The sequence below is a fragment of the Pseudoalteromonas sp. NZS11 genome, assembly GCF_015864765.1.
Classification (GTDB): Bacteria; Pseudomonadota; Gammaproteobacteria; order Enterobacterales; family Alteromonadaceae; genus Pseudoalteromonas; species Pseudoalteromonas arctica.
In genome coordinates this window covers 300,831-316,881 of record NZ_JADYWP010000001.1, presented here as the reverse complement: position 1 = coordinate 316,881, position 16,051 = coordinate 300,831, and the positions used below count along the sequence as shown (strand labels likewise).

Annotated in this window: 17 protein-coding genes and 1 other RNA gene; 7 read left to right on the top strand and 11 right to left on the bottom strand. The window is 40.4% G+C overall.

Annotation, left to right across the window (positions count from 1 at the left end):
• Positions 1–64: 64 nt before the first annotated feature.
• Positions 65–427: RNase P RNA component class A (gene rnpB, locus I6E82_RS01400), an RNA gene on the bottom strand.
• Between the two features lie 42 nt (positions 428–469).
• A complete protein-coding gene (gene rsmI / locus I6E82_RS01395) occupies positions 470–1,327 on the bottom strand; it encodes a 16S rRNA (cytidine(1402)-2'-O)-methyltransferase (protein WP_010554279.1) in 858 nt (285 codons plus the stop codon).
• A 61-nt stretch (positions 1,328–1,388) separates the two neighbouring features.
• Between rsmI and I6E82_RS01390 the strand changes: the two genes are divergently transcribed.
• The 4 genes from I6E82_RS01390 to dolP are packed head-to-tail and all read left to right on the top strand — an operon-like array spanning position 1,389 to position 4,842.
• Positions 1,389–3,266, top strand: coding sequence for a penicillin-binding protein activator (locus tag I6E82_RS01390; protein ID WP_007582872.1), 1,878 nt, complete (start codon positions 1,389–1,391; stop codon positions 3,264–3,266).
• A gap of 19 nt (positions 3,267–3,285) precedes the next feature.
• A complete protein-coding gene (locus I6E82_RS01385; RefSeq protein ID WP_010554278.1) occupies positions 3,286–3,657 on the top strand; it encodes a YraN family protein in 372 nt (123 codons plus the stop codon).
• 32 nt (positions 3,658–3,689) lie between these two features.
• Entirely contained in the window at positions 3,690–4,283 is a 594-nt protein-coding gene (locus tag I6E82_RS01380) for an SIS domain-containing protein (protein ID WP_002957968.1), read from the top strand.
• Positions 4,276–4,842 carry a division/outer membrane stress-associated lipid-binding lipoprotein gene (gene dolP / locus I6E82_RS01375; protein ID WP_007582867.1) on the top strand — a complete coding sequence of 189 codons (567 nt, stop codon included), beginning with the start codon at positions 4,276–4,278 and terminating at the stop codon, positions 4,840–4,842. The genes I6E82_RS01380 and dolP overlap by 8 nt, the downstream gene beginning before the upstream one ends.
• A gap of 59 nt (positions 4,843–4,901) precedes the next feature.
• On the opposite strand, the gene I6E82_RS01370 is transcribed toward dolP, so the two are convergent.
• The 8 genes from I6E82_RS01370 to zapE form a co-directional block, all read right to left on the bottom strand.
• A complete protein-coding gene (locus I6E82_RS01370) occupies positions 4,902–5,339 on the bottom strand; it encodes a ClpXP protease specificity-enhancing factor (RefSeq protein WP_007580339.1) in 438 nt (145 codons plus the stop codon).
• Entirely contained in the window at positions 5,339–5,965 is a 627-nt protein-coding gene (gene sspA / locus I6E82_RS01365) for a stringent starvation protein SspA (RefSeq protein WP_002957965.1), read from the bottom strand. The genes I6E82_RS01370 and sspA overlap by 1 nt, the downstream gene beginning before the upstream one ends.
• An 80-nt stretch (positions 5,966–6,045) precedes the next feature.
• Positions 6,046–6,795 carry a cytochrome c1 gene (locus tag I6E82_RS01360; RefSeq protein ID WP_007580337.1) on the bottom strand — a complete coding sequence of 250 codons (750 nt, stop codon included), beginning with the start codon at positions 6,793–6,795 and terminating at the stop codon, positions 6,046–6,048.
• The gene (locus tag I6E82_RS01355) at positions 6,792–8,057 is read right to left on the bottom strand and encodes a cytochrome b (protein ID WP_007580335.1); all 1,266 of its coding nucleotides are present in this window, start codon (positions 8,055–8,057) and stop codon (positions 6,792–6,794) included. The genes I6E82_RS01360 and I6E82_RS01355 overlap by 4 nt, the downstream gene beginning before the upstream one ends.
• Positions 8,057–8,647, bottom strand: a complete 591-nt coding sequence (gene petA / locus I6E82_RS01350; RefSeq protein ID WP_007580333.1) for a ubiquinol-cytochrome c reductase iron-sulfur subunit — start codon at positions 8,645–8,647, stop codon at positions 8,057–8,059. Before petA ends, I6E82_RS01355 begins: the two co-directional genes overlap by 1 nt.
• Before the next feature lie 580 nt (positions 8,648–9,227).
• Entirely contained in the window at positions 9,228–9,620 is a 393-nt protein-coding gene (gene rpsI / locus I6E82_RS01345) for a 30S ribosomal protein S9 (RefSeq protein WP_024590200.1), read from the bottom strand.
• Between the two features lie 8 nt (positions 9,621–9,628).
• Positions 9,629–10,057: a 50S ribosomal protein L13 gene (gene rplM, locus I6E82_RS01340; RefSeq protein ID WP_007378318.1), complete on the bottom strand. Its 429-nt coding sequence runs from the start codon at positions 10,055–10,057 to the stop codon at positions 9,629–9,631.
• A gap of 285 nt (positions 10,058–10,342) precedes the next feature.
• Entirely contained in the window at positions 10,343–11,431 is a 1,089-nt protein-coding gene (zapE, locus tag I6E82_RS01335; protein ID WP_197112303.1) for a cell division protein ZapE, read from the bottom strand.
• 134 nt (positions 11,432–11,565) lie between these two features.
• Between zapE and I6E82_RS01330 the strand changes: the two genes are divergently transcribed.
• From I6E82_RS01330 to I6E82_RS01320, 3 genes are all read left to right on the top strand, one after another.
• A complete protein-coding gene (locus tag I6E82_RS01330) occupies positions 11,566–12,009 on the top strand; it encodes a YhcB family protein (RefSeq protein ID WP_007580324.1) in 444 nt (147 codons plus the stop codon).
• A gap of 131 nt (positions 12,010–12,140) precedes the next feature.
• Positions 12,141–13,493 carry a Do family serine endopeptidase gene (locus tag I6E82_RS01325; protein WP_010554276.1) on the top strand — a complete coding sequence of 451 codons (1,353 nt, stop codon included), beginning with the start codon at positions 12,141–12,143 and terminating at the stop codon, positions 13,491–13,493.
• Positions 13,494–13,595: 102 nt separating this feature from the next.
• Entirely contained in the window at positions 13,596–14,678 is a 1,083-nt protein-coding gene (locus I6E82_RS01320; RefSeq protein WP_197116490.1) for a trypsin-like peptidase domain-containing protein, read from the top strand.
• A gap of 100 nt (positions 14,679–14,778) precedes the next feature.
• On the opposite strand, the gene murA is transcribed toward I6E82_RS01320, so the two are convergent.
• On the bottom strand, positions 14,779–16,038 hold the full coding sequence (gene murA / locus I6E82_RS01315; protein WP_007580318.1) for a UDP-N-acetylglucosamine 1-carboxyvinyltransferase: 1,260 nt from the start codon (positions 16,036–16,038) through the stop codon (positions 14,779–14,781).
• Positions 16,039–16,051: the final 13 nt, after the last annotated feature.

Genomic DNA, 16,051 nt, shown 5'->3' with positions numbered 1-16,051 from the left:
TTTTATTAACTAAAATTTAAACACAAAAAAGCCCGCAGTGTTAACTGCGGGCTTTTTATTGAATGAGTGAGTCAGCCGTATAAGCCGGGTTTTGTCCTTTCCGAAGAAAGTGATAATCATTCGTCTAGGCCATAAATCGCTCTATGGCTCAAGCAACCTACCCGGTTCCAACGTGGGCCACGCCATAAGGAACCCTATTTGGTCTTGCTCCGAGTGGAGTTTACCTTGCAACCGACTATTACTAGCGGCCCGGTGCGCTCTTACCGCACCCTTTCACCCTTACCAATCGAGATTGGCGGTCTCCTCTCTGCTGCACTTGTCGTGGGCTCACGCCCCCCAGCCGTTAGCTGGCACTCTGCCCTATGGAGCCCGGACTTTCCTCCCCCTGATCATTTTCGTCACAGGCAGCGATCATCTTGGCTGACTCGGCGCGCAGTATACATGAGGCTAATACCAAGCGCAGTAAAATTTACTCTTTTTCTTCAATAATTGTTTTGTATAAAGCGTTTTTCTTCATACCAAAGTATTCAGCAACCACACCACAGGCCTTTTTCATTGGCATTTCACTCTCAAGAAGTGCCAGCATTTTGCGCGCTTCAGGCGGAACATCGTCTATTTGCTTTGGTTTGCCCGGAAGCATAAGCACTATTTCGCCGCGCTGCTTGGTAGGATCATCAGTTAAAAACTGTTTAAGCTCACTTACACTACCATTAAAAAATGTTTCAAAGGTTTTGGTTAGCTCTTTAGCAAACACAACTTGCTGCTCATCACCAAGGGCTAGTGCTAAATCATCAAGGCTTGCCATAATACGGTGCGTACTTTCGTACATTATGCTGGTAATGCCTGAGTTAACAGCTTCGGTAAAAAAGTCTTGGCGAGCTTTGCTTTTAGCTGGCGTAAAACCAATAAACTGAAAACGGTCGGTTGGTAAACCTGAACAACACACGGCTGTAATTGCAGCACATGCACCTGGAACAGGTGTAACATGGGCGCCTTGTTCGCGGCATAGATTTACAACAGCGTAGCCTGGGTCACTAATTAGCGGTGTACCAGCATCAGATACTAAAGCAATATTTAAACCTTGATTAAGTTGATCAATAATTTGTTGTGCTTTTTGCTTTTCGTTGTGGTCGTGTAATGCAAACGTTTTTGCCTTAATACCAAAGTGGCTAAGTAGCTTGCCGGTATGGCGAGTGTCTTCAGCAGCTATTAAGTCAACTTGCGATAATGTCGCAATGGCACGGTGACTTAAGTCGTCATAATTGCCAATTGGGGTGGCAACAATGTAAAGAGTGCCAATTTTCTGTGAATTCTCCTCATTTAACATTGAGGTCTCCTGCGTCAGTCAGTAATATAAGCAAATCGCGTTAACGTATTGGGAAATCATTGTGCGACTTAAACTAGTTAGTCTATTAATTATATTGTCAGGGTTATCGGCGTGTAGCACAACCGAAAAACCAACTAAAAACAGCGATAACGTAAGTAACCGCACTAATGCACTGCAAAATCAGGCAACCAGTGCGCAATCTATCTATCAATTGGCGCAAAACCGCCAAGGTGCCGATAAAATACAGTTATTGTATAGCGCCCGTGATGCAGCAATTAGTGAGCAAAACTGGCCTTTATTAGAGATAATTGGGAATGAGCTTGAATTAACCGCAAGTGTTGATCAAATCCAGAACCGTCTTTATATTGCATTTGCACAAAAACAACAGAATAAAAATGATCAAGCTTTGGTTATTTTACAGTCGCTAGACGGACAACTGACTCAACCTGAGCATTTTGCTTGGCATCAGTTTTTAACGGCCAGCATTTACGCATCGCAAAATTTTCCTAAAAAAGCTGCACCCTACTTTTTTAGAGCCTCTGAAACAGCAACAAAAAATAATATAGAAATCCCTCAACTTAATCAAAATTTGTGGGATAACTTAAAACAACTCTCTTCTTATGCACTTGAACGTTTTAACCGTGGTTCGGTCATTCAGCAAGGGTGGGCTAACCTAGCGTTATATCATCAAGTATATGCAAGTAGTGGCGTAGAGTTAGATCAAGCGATCAACAATTGGCGCAGACGCTATATTGGGCATCCGGCTTTTACTGTATTACCTGAACAAGATGAAATGCTTACTGAACTTGCTCCTATCAATATAGAGCGCTTAGTTGTGCTGTTTCCACAATCGGGCCCTAACGAACGTTTAGGTGATGCCCTTAAAGCTGGCGTATTAGCTGCACTTGATACGCAAAATATCAACGACACTATTTTTATTGATGAAAACCTAAGTACAGAAGAAATTGCAGCGCAACTTGAAGAAATAAAGCCTGACTTTGTAATTGGTCCTCTACTTAAAGCAAATATTGATAAACTTGCCAATGCACAAACTCTTATTGATACTCCGGTACTGCATTTAAACACCTTTGATGGTGAGCGAATTTCGCTTCAGCATTATTACTTTGCACTAAACCCTGAGCACGAAGTACAACAAGCCTTAGAACACTTTTTAACTAAGGGCTATCAAAAACCTATGTTACTTGCACCAAATAACGCAAATGGCCAACGCTTGGTTGATTACTTTAACTTACAGTGGCAACGCTATAGCGAAACCAAGCCGCAAATAGGTTTTTATAACGATAAAAAAGATATGCCTAATACAATTACCAGCTTGTTAGAAGTTGATAAATCAAAAGAGCGCATAAAAACGATTAAAGCACTATTTAAACAGGAAGTAGAAAACGAAACCCGTTCGCGTAGTGATATAGACGTTATTTATATTTTGGGTGATGCAATAGAAACACGCTTAATTAAACCCTACCTCGATGTAAACGTAAGTACATTTGCAGATCGTATTCCACTTTATGCCAGCTCTAAAAGTCATAGTAAACAAATTGACAGTACTGACAAAGGCGACTTAGACGGCCTATACTTCACTGAATTGCCGTGGATGCTCGATTCGCAAATTAAACAACATAACTTACGCCAGCAGTATGATTCGTTATGGCCAGAGCAAGTAGATATTAGCCAACGCTTATTTGCAATGGCGTACGATGCTGTATCAATATTACATGACATCAGGCAGTTAAGCGTAATGCCAGGCAATCAATATAGTGGTTTAAGCGGTAAGTTATCTGTTAATACCAGCGGCCATATAGAACGCACGCTCGACTGGGCTCAATATACAAACCGTCGCATTAAGCCTGTGCAATTAGAAACACAACGCCCTGTACCATTGTTTATGCAATCAGCGGGTGACATACAAACTATCAATTAAACTTAATTAAGGGGGCGGCATGTCGTGGTTTAAAGAGCTGTGGCACAATAGTCGCGAAAAAGGCCAGTATTATGAGCTTGAAGCGCAAAAATACTTAGTTACTCAAGGGCTAACACCCATAGAACGTAATTATTACTGCCCCTTTGGTGAGCTTGATGTCATTATGAAAGAAGGCGATACCCTTGTATTCGTTGAGGTTAAGTTTCGCAAAAATAATGCTCGTGGCGGTGCCAACTATGCGCTTAGTCCACAAAAACAAGCTCGATTAAAACGTAGTATTTATCATTACTTAGCAGCTAAAAATTTAACTAACCAAGCTCTAAGAATTGATTATGTAGCCATTACAGGAGAAGCATCTCCTAATATTAATTGGCTTAAAAATGTATTTTAAACGCAAATACAAAGATAAATTATTGGTAGGCTATGCAAGACACAATTAAAGAAATTTTTACAGAAAGCATTCAAGTTCAAATCGCTGCTGGTGAAGTACTACCTAGTGCGCTTGAGTCAGCTGCATTTACTATTGCACAAAGTCTGATCAACGGAAATAAACTCATTTGCTGCGGTACTGCAAATTGCCACATGCTCGCTCAGCATATGGCGGGTGTATTGGTTAATCATTATGAAACCGAACGTCCCTGCTTACCTGCAATTGCTCTATCGCAAGAAAACGTTAATCTTGGGCAAAGTACTCAAGTAGACGATCACGATACATTTGCTCGCCAAGTCCGCGCTTTTGCCCAGCAAGGTGATTTATTGCTCGTACTGGCTATAAACGGTAACGAAAAACATGTTATTTCTGCCGTTGAAGCTGCACTAACTAAAGATATGAAGGTCATAGTTATGGTTGGTGATGATGGTGGCGAGTTGGTAGGCCTACTTGGACCTAACGATGTTGAAATTAGATCGCCATCTAAACGCCCTAGCCGCATTATCGAATCTCATTTAGTTAACTTACATTGTTTAAGCGAACTTGTTGATTTAACGCTTTTTCCTCAGGATGAAAATTATGTTTAAACGCTCTCTTATTGTTTTAGGTACTGTTGTATTACTGCAAGGCTGCGCAGCCGCTGTTGTTGCAGGTACAGCCAGTGCAGTAACTGCAGCGAACGACCGCCGTACTATTGGCTCTCAAATTGACGATAACAATATTGAAATAAAAGCCAGTATTGCACTTAGCGAAGTAGAACGTCTTGAAAAGTTTGCCAATATAAGCGCTGTAAGCGTTAACGGTATTGTTTTACTTGTTGGCCAAGTATCTAACGAAGAAATGAGAAACGAAGCGCAGCGCACCATTGAGGGCGTTTCAGGTATTCGTAAAATACATAACCAAATTCGTATTGGCTCAAATACTGGCATCACTACACAAACTCACGACTCTTGGCTAACTTCTAAAGTAAAAGCCCAGCTACTAACAGCAAAAGACATTAGCAGTAATAACATTAAAGTAGTGACAGAAAATGCTGAAGTTTTTTTAATGGGCTTAGTATCTGACTCTGAGTCAACTCAAGCTGTAAATATTGCCCGCAATGTTTCTGGCGTAGAGCGTGTAATTAAAGTATTTGAATACTTGTAAACACAAAATACAGACATAAAAAAACCGCTTATTCAGCGGTTTTTTTTGGCATTTACTTATTATTTAATAACGCGTAAATGAGAGCCTTTTTTCTTCTCAGGCTTTTCTGGTGGTGTTTCATCAATAAACTCAGCTGATGAATCAACACTTTCAAGCTCTGGCACAAAATCGTCTTCGTCCTCTAAAAACTCATCTGCGGTAAAGACTGTTCCTTCGCCATTTTCACGCGCGTATATTGCAAGCACAGCACCTAGAGGTACATACACTTGCATTGGCTGACCACCAAAGCGCGCACTGAAGCTAAGTTGGGTTAAGTCTAACGAAAACTGTGTGACCGCTGATGGACTTATGTTTAAAACAATTTGTCCGTCTTGAACAAATTGTGTTGGCACTTGTACATTTGCAAATCCAGCGTCTACCACTAAATGCGGTGTACACTCGTTATCGACTATCCAATCAAAAAAAGCACGTAATAAATAAGGACGATTAGGCGTCATTATAAACGGATCTCACGCTCAGCTTCAGTTAAAGAGGCTTGGAATGACTCACGTTCAAATAAACGGATCATGTACTCTTTAAGCTCTTTAGAACCTGCACCATTAAGCTCAATACCAAACTCTGGTAAACGCCATAATAGTGGAGCTAAATAACAGTCTACTAAGCTAAACTCTTCACTCATAAAGTAAGGTGCTTCGCTAAAAATAGGTGCTACAGCAAGCAATGCTTCTGTTAGCTCTTTACGAGCTTGAGCAGCGTCTGACGTGTTGTTACTGATTTTGTCAGCTAGGCTGTACCAATCAGTATCAATACGATGCATCATTAAGCGGCTACGACCACGCATTACCGGGTAAACAGGCATTAGTGGAGGATGAGGAAAACGTTCATCAAGGTATTCCATGATGATGTTTGCCTGGTATAAACCAAGCTCACGGTCAATCAGTGTTGGCACTGTACCGTAAGGGTTAATTTCGTGAAGTGCTTCTGGCAAGTTATCTTTTTCAGCCAAATGAATATCTACACTTACACCTTTTTCCGCAAGTACAATACGTACTTGGTGGCTATACATACAGTTAGCACCAGAAAAAAGGGTCATTACAGGGCGCTTATTGGCAGCTACGGCCATGCCTATACCTCCATTAAATAACTAAAACAGCAAAAGGGGCTTAAGCCCCTATTGCAAAATTACCTTTAAAAATGTTCAACCTAATGAACATCTCTCCAGTATTCTTTCTTAAGCATAAATGCCAAGATAAACAGGATAATTAAAAATCCTATTACCTTAATACCTAGCGCTTCCGATTCAAGACGTGAAGGTTCACCCACGTACTCAAGGAAGTTTGTTAAATCACGAGCCGCTTGGTCGTATTCATCTATGCTTAATTCGCCCGTACCATCTGTTTCAGTAGCAATAACTTTAGTCACAGTGTGACCATGCTCTTGTACTTCTTTAGTGATAGGTGTTGGTAAACCTTGTAGTTCTTGAAGAACGTGAGGCATACCTACCGATGGAAAAACAATGTTGTTAACCCCAAACGGACGAGATTCATCTTTATAAAACGATTTTAAGTACGTGTAAATATAATCTGGTGATTTTACACGAGCAATTAGAGTTAAATCCGGCGGAGCCGCACCAAACCATTTTGCTGCATCGTCTTTTGTAATCGCGTTAGTAATATGACTACCTACTTTAGAGCCGTCAAAAATCAACTGCTCTAAACCAACCTCTGTTGGGATACCGATATCACGAAAAGTACGTTCATAACGTTGATACTGCATTTGGTGACAACCAAGACAGTAGTTCATGAACAACTTTGCACCGCGTTGTAAAGATGGTTGATCAGTAAGGTCGTTGTTCGCTTCCATTAAAGGAACCGATGGACCCGCTGCCATAACCATGTTCGGCAACAAGTTTACTGATAAAGCAAATAAACCAATAATAAGCTTCTTCATCATTTCGTTAACCTCTCTGGCAATGGCTTAGTTTTTTCGTTCTTACTGTATACAAACAACAGTACGAAGAACATAAAGTAAGTCACAGTACAGATTTGAGAAATAATCGTTTTCATATCAGTTTGTGGAGTTGCACCCACCCAACCTAGAAGAACGAAAGTTACAACAAAACCTGCAATGTTCCATTTATGGAAACCACAACGGTAACGAACCGATTTAACTCTACCACGGTCTACCCAAGGTAGTAACGCAAGTACCACAATCGATGCACCCATCGCCGCAACACCGATTAACTTATCAGGGATTGCACGTAAGATTGCATAGAATGGCGTAAAGTACCAAACCGGGAAAATATGCTCAGGTGTTTTAAGTGGGTTAGCTGCCTCGAAGTTTGGACCTTCTAAAAAGAAGCCATTCATCGCTGGCATAAAGAAAACAACCCAACAGAACAATATTAAGAAACCAACCACACCCACAATATCTTTAACTGTGTAGTAAGGGTGGAACGGTATCGCATCAACAATATCTTTCTTGTCAGTGTAATACTCATGAAATTTAAATTTAGGCTTATCTTCTTCAGCTACTGAGCCTTTCTTACGTTTAATCTCAATACCTTCAGGGTTATTTGAACCCACTTCGTGTAGAGCAACAATGTGTAAGAAAACTAAGATTACAATAACCAGTGGTAGTGCAATTACATGTAATGCAAAGAAGCGGTTAAGCGTTGCACCTGATATTACATAGTCACCACGGATCCAAAGTGTTAAGTCATCACCAATAACCGGAATAGCCCCGAATAAGGAGATGATTACCTGTGCACCCCAGAACGACATTTGCCCCCATGGTAATAAATACCCCATGAATGCTTCAGCCATTAGCGCTAAGAAAATAAACATACCAAATAACCACAGTAACTCACGTGGTTTTTGATAAGAACCGTAGATCATGCCACGGAACATATGCATATATACAACGATGAAAAACGCTGATGCACCGGTTGAGTGCAAGTAACGTAATAACCAGCCATATTCTACATCACGCATGATGTATTCTACTGAAGCGAATGCGCCTTCAGAAGACGGAACAAAGTTCATCGTTAACCAAATACCTGTTAGGATTTGGTTTACTAGTACCAACATGGCTAATGAGCCAAAAAAGTACCAGAAGTTAAAGTTTTTAGGTGCTGGATACTGTGCAATATGCATGTTCCAAACACGTGTCATTGGGATACGGTCGTCTATCCAACCAATAATCTTACCAAACATTAGGCTGCCCCTTTTTCTTCGCCCACTAAAATAGTGGTCTCATCAAGAAAAGTATAAGGTGGTATCTCTAAGTTTAATGGAGCAGGTACCGATTGAAATACACGGCCAGCCATATCAAATTTAGAACCATGACATGGGCAATAGAAGCCATCATCGGTTCCTTCAACTTTCTCACTAAAGTTACCTTGGAAAAAGCCAGGTGAACACCCTAAATGCGTACAAATACCTACAGCCAGAAAGATTTCTGGACGTAATGAACGGTAATCATTTGTTGATGATTCTAATTGTTGTGGCTCTTGCGAATGCGGATCACGAAGTTGACCTTCATGTTCTTTCATTTGCTCAAGCATTTTTGGGGTCCGTGATACAACCCATACAGGTTTACCACGCCACTCGACACGTATTAATTGTCCCGGTTCAAGTTTGCTGATATCTACTTCTACAGGCGCACCCGCAGATTTAGCTCGCTCACTTGGATTCCAAGACGCAATAAAAGGAACAGCAGCCCCAGCCGCACCAACACCACCTACAACAGAGGTAGCTATGGTTAAAAAGCGACGTCGGCCATTGTCTACAGGCGCATTGCTCATCCACTTATCTCCACTATGATTCTCAACACTTGCTATATTGAGAACATCAGTTACAGCAGGTTAATTATTCGAATTTTTAAAATAGAAGCGATCATAATTAAAACCCTTGATTAAAACAAGGTTATTCAAAGCCCTATGCTCGAATAAAACTAACTTGATCAAAATTTGATTAAGTAGGTTCGAGAATAAAGCCGAACGACTATAATAACGCTTCTGTAAAAACAATATACTGACCAAGATCAACACCACTAAGAGGAAACAGTAAAAACTGTACATAGTGCGGTTAAACTCACTCATTTTACTTCAATGCCAATTGTAGCAAAAAATTCCACCAATTAACTGATGGATTTAAACTAATTACGATAATTATTTAACTTTTTTGCAGCTATCTGAGTGTTTTTTAACTTTCGTTTGATTAATACGCAGTTATTAATCAATTTGATCATCATTAATTGCTGCAATCACCCAGTATCACCGTCGATATAAATAACTTTATATTAAGTTGCAAATGTAAACATTTTGATTTGAAAACAAAAAACCCAGCATAAGCTGGGTTTTTGAATTCTTGATAACGTATAGATTAACGTTTTGAGAACTGTGGACGCTTACGCGCTTTCTTAAGACCCACTTTCTTACGTTCAACTTTACGTGCATCACGTGTAACAAAACCTGCTTTACGAAGTTGTGAACGTAATGATTCGTCAAACTCCATAAGTGCACGAGTGATACCATGACGGATAGCACCAGCTTGACCAGTTGTACCACCACCAGAAACGGTGATGTAAAGGTCAAATTTTTCAGTCATATCAACTAGCTCAAGAGCTTGATGAACAACCATGCGTGCTGTTTCGCGACCAAAATACTCTTCTAGAGAGCGTTTGTTGATTACGATGTTACCAGTGCCTGGGCGTAAGAATACGCGAGCACTTGAACTTTTACGACGACCTGTACCGTAGTATTGATTTGCCATGATGGTGCTCCTTAAATGTCTAGAACCTGAGGCTGTTGTGCAGCATGGTTGTGCTCAGTACCTGTGTAAACTTTAAGTTTACGGTACATAGCGCGGCCTAAAGGACCACGTGGCAACATGCCCTTAACAGCCTTCTCGATGATCATTTCAGGCTTTGCAGCTTGAAGTTTATCAAAAGTAGTAGACTTAAGACCACCTGGAAAACCAGAGTGTGAATAGTACACTTTGTTTTTGAATTTGTTACCAGTTACAGTAACTTTTTCAGCGTTGATAACGATGATATAATCACCAGTATCTACGTGCGGTGTATATTCAACTTTATGCTTACCGCGTAGGCGGTGAGCGATTTCAGTAGCGATGCGACCTAAAGTTTTACCTTCAGCGTCAACTACGTACCAGTCACGTTTTACTGTTTCTGGTTTAGCAACAAACGTTTTCATTTATAAAAATCCAATGTTTTTCAATTAAAACCACAAGTAGTTAATATTAACTACTGCTCTAAGTTTGCTATAACCCCTTCGAGTTTTAGACTTTTGCGCCGCTCACAAGTGGCTAGACTATATGAGGGCATAGAACGCAACGTGGCAGACGCGGGAGTATACCAGCACTTAAAACACATTGCTACTCGCCGGTTGTTTTTTCCACAAGAAATTTTAGAAATAAGAAGTACTATATATGCACCTCTTACTTTTAATGGCTAACCTATTACACTTTTACCTACTAATTTAAACCAAATGCTCTCTAGCTAAATACTCTAGAGACTGCATTTCTTGCAAACGGCTTATACAGCGCTTAAATTCAAAGTTTAAATTACCTTGGGTATAAAGTTCGGTAATAGGTTTTTCAGCCGATATAATTAAAGTTACATGGCGCTCGTAAAATTCATCCACTAAAGCAATAAAGCGTCTAGCGGCATCATCATTAGTTTGCCCAAGCTGTTTTACGTTAGAAATAATCACCGTATTATATAAGCGACTAATCTCCATGTAATCAACCTGACTACGCGCTGTTTCGCATAATTCACTAAACTCAAACATCACCACGCATTTAGCTACTTTTCGCGTTTTGATTAAACGACCTTCTATCTCTATCGGCTCATCTAATTGTCCAGGCTCTGACGATAGCTTATCGAAGTATTCAAATAAGTTTTTATCCGCTTCTTTATCTAACGGACTATGAAAAATTTCGGCTTGCTCTAAAGTGCGTAACCGGTAATCAATACCTGAGTCTACATTAACTATTTCTGTATTGAGCTTAACCAGTTCTATAGCAGGGACAAAGCGGGCACGCTGCAAGCCATTTCTGTAAAGCTCATCAGGCACTATATTAGATGTAGCAACAAGTACTATACCCCGTGCAAATAGCGCTTCCATTAAGCCACCTAGCAACATAGCATCGGTAATGTCTTGAACAAAAAACTCATCAAAACAAATTATGTCTGTTTCAGCTTTGAAAGTGTCAGCTATTTTTTCTAATGGATTAGCCGTATTGTTTAGTTTTTTAAGCTCATTATGCACTCGGTGCATAAATCGATGAAAGTGCACGCGCATTTTACGTGTGCCCGGTAGTGATTCGTAAAAAGTGTCAACTAAATAAGTTTTACCACGCCCTACTCCACCCCAAAAGTACAAACCTTTTATAGGCGCAGGTTCATTTTTACTAAATAACTTAGCAAAAAAACCTTTTTGTTTTGGCTTTGCCTGAGTTAGGTCATCGTATAGACGTTGTAAATGGCGCACAGCATTTTCTTGTGCTGCGTCGTGTACAAAGTCATCTCGCTTTAAGTCTTGTTGGTATGTTTGCCAAGGAGTCATATCTATTTACAGTTAAAACACAGTTTAATTTGCAAAGCATATTAACACGCATCATAACTCGGGGTATATTACACTTAGTATGATTTATAATTGAATCGGCATTCGTTAGTTATTTTCCCAAAGGGGTAGTTTTTATGGGCACAGTTATGTGGGTAGGTTTAATTGTTATTGCTGCTGTTGTAGCATTTTTTATTGGCGCATTTGTTACTAAAAAACAATTCAAACAAGATGAATTAAAAGAGCAGGCAGAGCAAGCTGAAAATGCGTTAGAGCAGTATCGTCAAGATGTAGCTGATCATTTAGCGAATACTGGCAAGCTCGTAAATAAAATGAAAGAAAACTATGATCAACTGCTTAGTCACGTTGAAGAAACAAACCAACTTCTTCTAGAAGATAGAAATAAAGCACCAGCAGAACCTTATTTTTCTAAAGAAACAACAGAACAACTACAAGCGTCTTTAAAAGAACGTCGTTCAGATCGTTCTTCAGCCGCAGCGCAACCAGCTGATTATGTATCGGGTGAATCTGGTTTATTTGCTGGTCAAAATAAAGTTTCAGAACATTCTAAAGTATCTTGATGAACTTTTTTTAGACCCCATAGTCTTTAGATATAACAGCTTTGTTGTTTTATCTTAATAAACCAAAAAGGGCTGCTTTTAAAGTAGCCCTTTTTGTTTTTGCTTTATCTTAAGTGGAGTTACCCCTGACTATGAAAATGAAATTATCACTTATCAGCGCAGCTATTTTATCTACAAGCTTATTAATGAGCCCTGTAGCGTCTTATGCAAAAATGCCAATTGCAGTAAATGGTCAACAACTACCCACTCTTGCCCCCATGCTAGAGAAAATATCTCCTGGTGTTGTAAGTATCCAAGTTTCAGGCTCTAAAGAAGTACGCCGCCGCGCAGATCCTCTCGAATATTTTTTTGGACAGCAACAGCCTCGCAGTCAAAAACGCCAATTTAGTGGATTAGGTTCTGGGGTCATTATTGATGCTGATGAGGGCTATGTAGTGACTAATAACCACGTAATCCAAGACGCCGAAAAAATGGTAGTTACTCTCGAAGATGGCCGTGAATTTGAAGCAACTAAAATTGGTACTGACACAGAATCAGACATCGCTCTTTTACAAATAGACGCTGATGACTTAACCGAAATCAAACTCGCTAACTCAGATAATTTACGAGTGGGCGACTTTGCGGTTGCTATTGGTAACCCATTTGGCCTTAGCCACACAGTTACATCAGGTATTGTTAGTGCCCTTGGTCGAAGTGGTTTAAACATTGAGGGCTACGAAGATTTCATTCAAACCGACGCAGCTATTAACCAGGGTAATTCTGGCGGTGCCTTAGTTAACCTCAATGGTGAGTTGATTGGTATTAATACCGCTATTTTAGGTGCTTCTGGCGGCAACGTGGGTATTGGTTTTGCGATTCCATCTAATATGATGAAAAATCTAGTCGATCAAATTATTGAACATGGTGAAGTACGTCGAGGCTCGTTAGGCATTTCTGGTCGTCCACTTGATGCTGGACTTGCAAAAGCACAGCAACTTGATGTCAAACAAGGTGCTTATGTAATGCAAGTAATGGACGACACTGCCGCCAGTAAGGCTGGAATTGAAGCTGGTGACGTTATTGTTAGCATAAACGGTGGCGACATTAGCGGCTTCCATGAACTACGCAGCAAAATTGCTACGCTAGGTGAAGGCCGTGAGATAAAACTAGGCATTTACCGCGATGGTAAAATTAAAACAGTGAAAGTAACTCTTGATGGTGCATCAGGTGTTACAGCGACCGGTGAAGAGCTGCATCCTGCATTCCAAGGCGCGACACTTGAAAATGTACAAAAAAACAGTAATAAAGGTGTTGAGGTTACTTCTGTAGATCCTCGCTCACCGTCTGCCCGTGTTGGCCTTGAAGAAGGCGATATTATTATGCAAGTGAATCGTCAACGAGTTGAAACGATTCGCGACATGAATAAAATCATCGACAGTACAAAAGGTAATATAGTACTTGGCGTGCAACGTGGTCGTGAGTCTATATTTATTTTAATTCAGTAATAAATAGCACTATTAATGTAATAAAAATAACAGTGGCACTTGCCGCTGTTATTTTTTTTATGTCATCATAAAGAGATTGCTCACTTACATAATAAGAAAATCGTGCTGAAACTAATAAAATTTATTCTTCCCCCTTTATTTGCAGGCCTAAGTATTGCTTTTTTAGTGGTTTTTTTCAGCCCTAATATGCGAGCGGCCTTACTGCCAAATGTTCCCCTACCAAGCGCAATGAGTTCGAGTCACTTGAGTTTTTCTGATGCAGTTAAACGAGCAGCGCCTTCTGTGGTTACTATTTTTTCAGAAAGTATTTCCAAAGAACCTCGTTATAAAAGAAAAAACACGGTACAAGAGCTAGGCTCTGGCGTCATCATGTCGCAAGACGGTTATATTCTTACCAACTACCATGTTGTTAATAATGCAGATCAAATTATGGTTATTCTAACCGATGGCAGACGCTTTTTTGATGTACAGCTAATTGGTTTTGATACTATTACTGATCTAGCCTTACTTAAAATAAACGCAGATCACCTCCCGGTAATTCCTGTAAATGATAGCTATGTATCCAGTGTAGGCGATGTTGTACTTGCCATAGGTAACCCGCTTAATTTAGGCCAAACAATCACGCAAGGCATTATTAGCGCAACGGGTAAGCAAAAAATTACAGACAGTCCGTACAATAACTTATTGCAAATGGATGCGGCTATTAATGTGGGCAACTCTGGCGGCGCATTAGTTAACTCCAATGGTGATTTAGTCGGCATTACTTCTGCGCAGTTTAAAACGCGTGAGAACTTGAATATTCAAGGAATATTCTTTGCGGTTCCTTACTCACTTGCTAAAAAAGTAATGGGTAAGCTCATTCGTCATGGTCGCGTTGTGCGCGGCTATTTAGGCTTTGAAGGCACAGCAGTAGATAGTACCGGCAAGGAAGTAAACGACAGCCTAACCCCAGTTACTGGCATGCGTATTACTAATTTAGACCCTTTGGGACCAGCATGGCAAGCGGGTATTGAAGAGCAAGATATTGTTATTAAAATTGCAGGGCTTTCGGTAGCAAATCCACAAAAAGTGCTGGAAAAAATAGGTAATACAGAACCAGGTAAAGAAATAGAATTTGAGCTTTACCGGAATGGTAAAATAGAAAAAATCATGGTGGTGGTAGCTGAGCTTGAAACAAAGCTTTAATAAAAAATAATACCAACTTTCATAAATCGTCAATAAAAAGGTCGGATAGCAATTTGCGTATCCGACCTTTTTAAAATAGCTTAGCTAGTTAAATATCTACTTAACTACTTCGACGTTTAATATTTGCACCCAACGCACTTAGCTTATCTTCAATGCGCTGATAGCCTCTATCAACGTGATAAATACGGTCAACAACCGTTTCACCCTGTGCCACTATACCCGTTAAGATTAAGCTAGCTGAAGCGCGTAGGTCGGTTGCCATCACTTGCGCGCCCGTTAGGCTCTCAGTCTCACCACAAATTGCGGTATGCCCTTCTAAACGAATATTAGCGCCCATACGCTGCAACTCAGGTACATGCATAAAACGGTTTTCAAAAATCGTTTCTGTAATAGTCGCACTACCATTCGCTACTACATTTAATGCTGTAAACTGAGCTTGCATATCCGTAGGGAAACCTGGGTGTGGAGCTGTTTTAATATTTACGGCTCTCAGTTCTCGGCCGCGCATATCAAGATAAATACTGTCGTTATGTACTTCTAAGTGTGCATTTGTTGCACGTAGCTTTTCAATCACAGGCTCAAGAGAATGAAAGTCAGTGTTTTTACAAAGTACTTCACCGCCTGCCATTGCTGCAGCGACTAAAAATGTACCTGTTTCTATTCTATCGGGTAAAATGCTGTGCTCACATCCTGCTAAACGCTCAACGCCTTCAACTTCAATGCGGCTAGTGCCTGCACCCGTAATTTTAGCGCCCATAGCAATTAAGCAGTTAGCTAAATCAATTATTTCGGGCTCACGTGCAGCATTATCAAGTATGGTTTTACCATCAGCGAGGGCAGCTGCCATCAATAGGTTTTCGGTAGCGCCTACGCTTACCATTTCCATAAAGATTTCAGCGCCTTTTAAGCGACCGTTTACCTTGGCATTAATATAACCATTTTCAACGTTTATTTGTGCGCCCATGCGCTCCAAACCCTGAATATGAATATCAACAGGGCGAGCACCAATAGCACACCCACCAGGTAAAGACACTTGAGCTTCACCAAAACGTGCAACTAAAGGGCCTAATGCAAGTACAGAGGCACGCATTTGCTTAACTAAGTCGTATGGCGCTAATGTTTTATTAACCGTTGCGCCGTCAATCACTAGCGTATCGCCGTGCCAATTAACATCAGCGCCTAGAGTTTTTAATAAGGCTTCTGTGGTCACTATATCGCGAAGGCGCGGTACATTAGTAAATGTACTTTTTCCATCAGCTAATAATGAAGCAAACAAAATAGGAAGTGCGGCATTTTTAGCGCCAGAAATAGTCACTTCACCAGCAAGTGAAGTACCACCTTGAATTACAAATTGATCCATTAAGAGGCCCTAT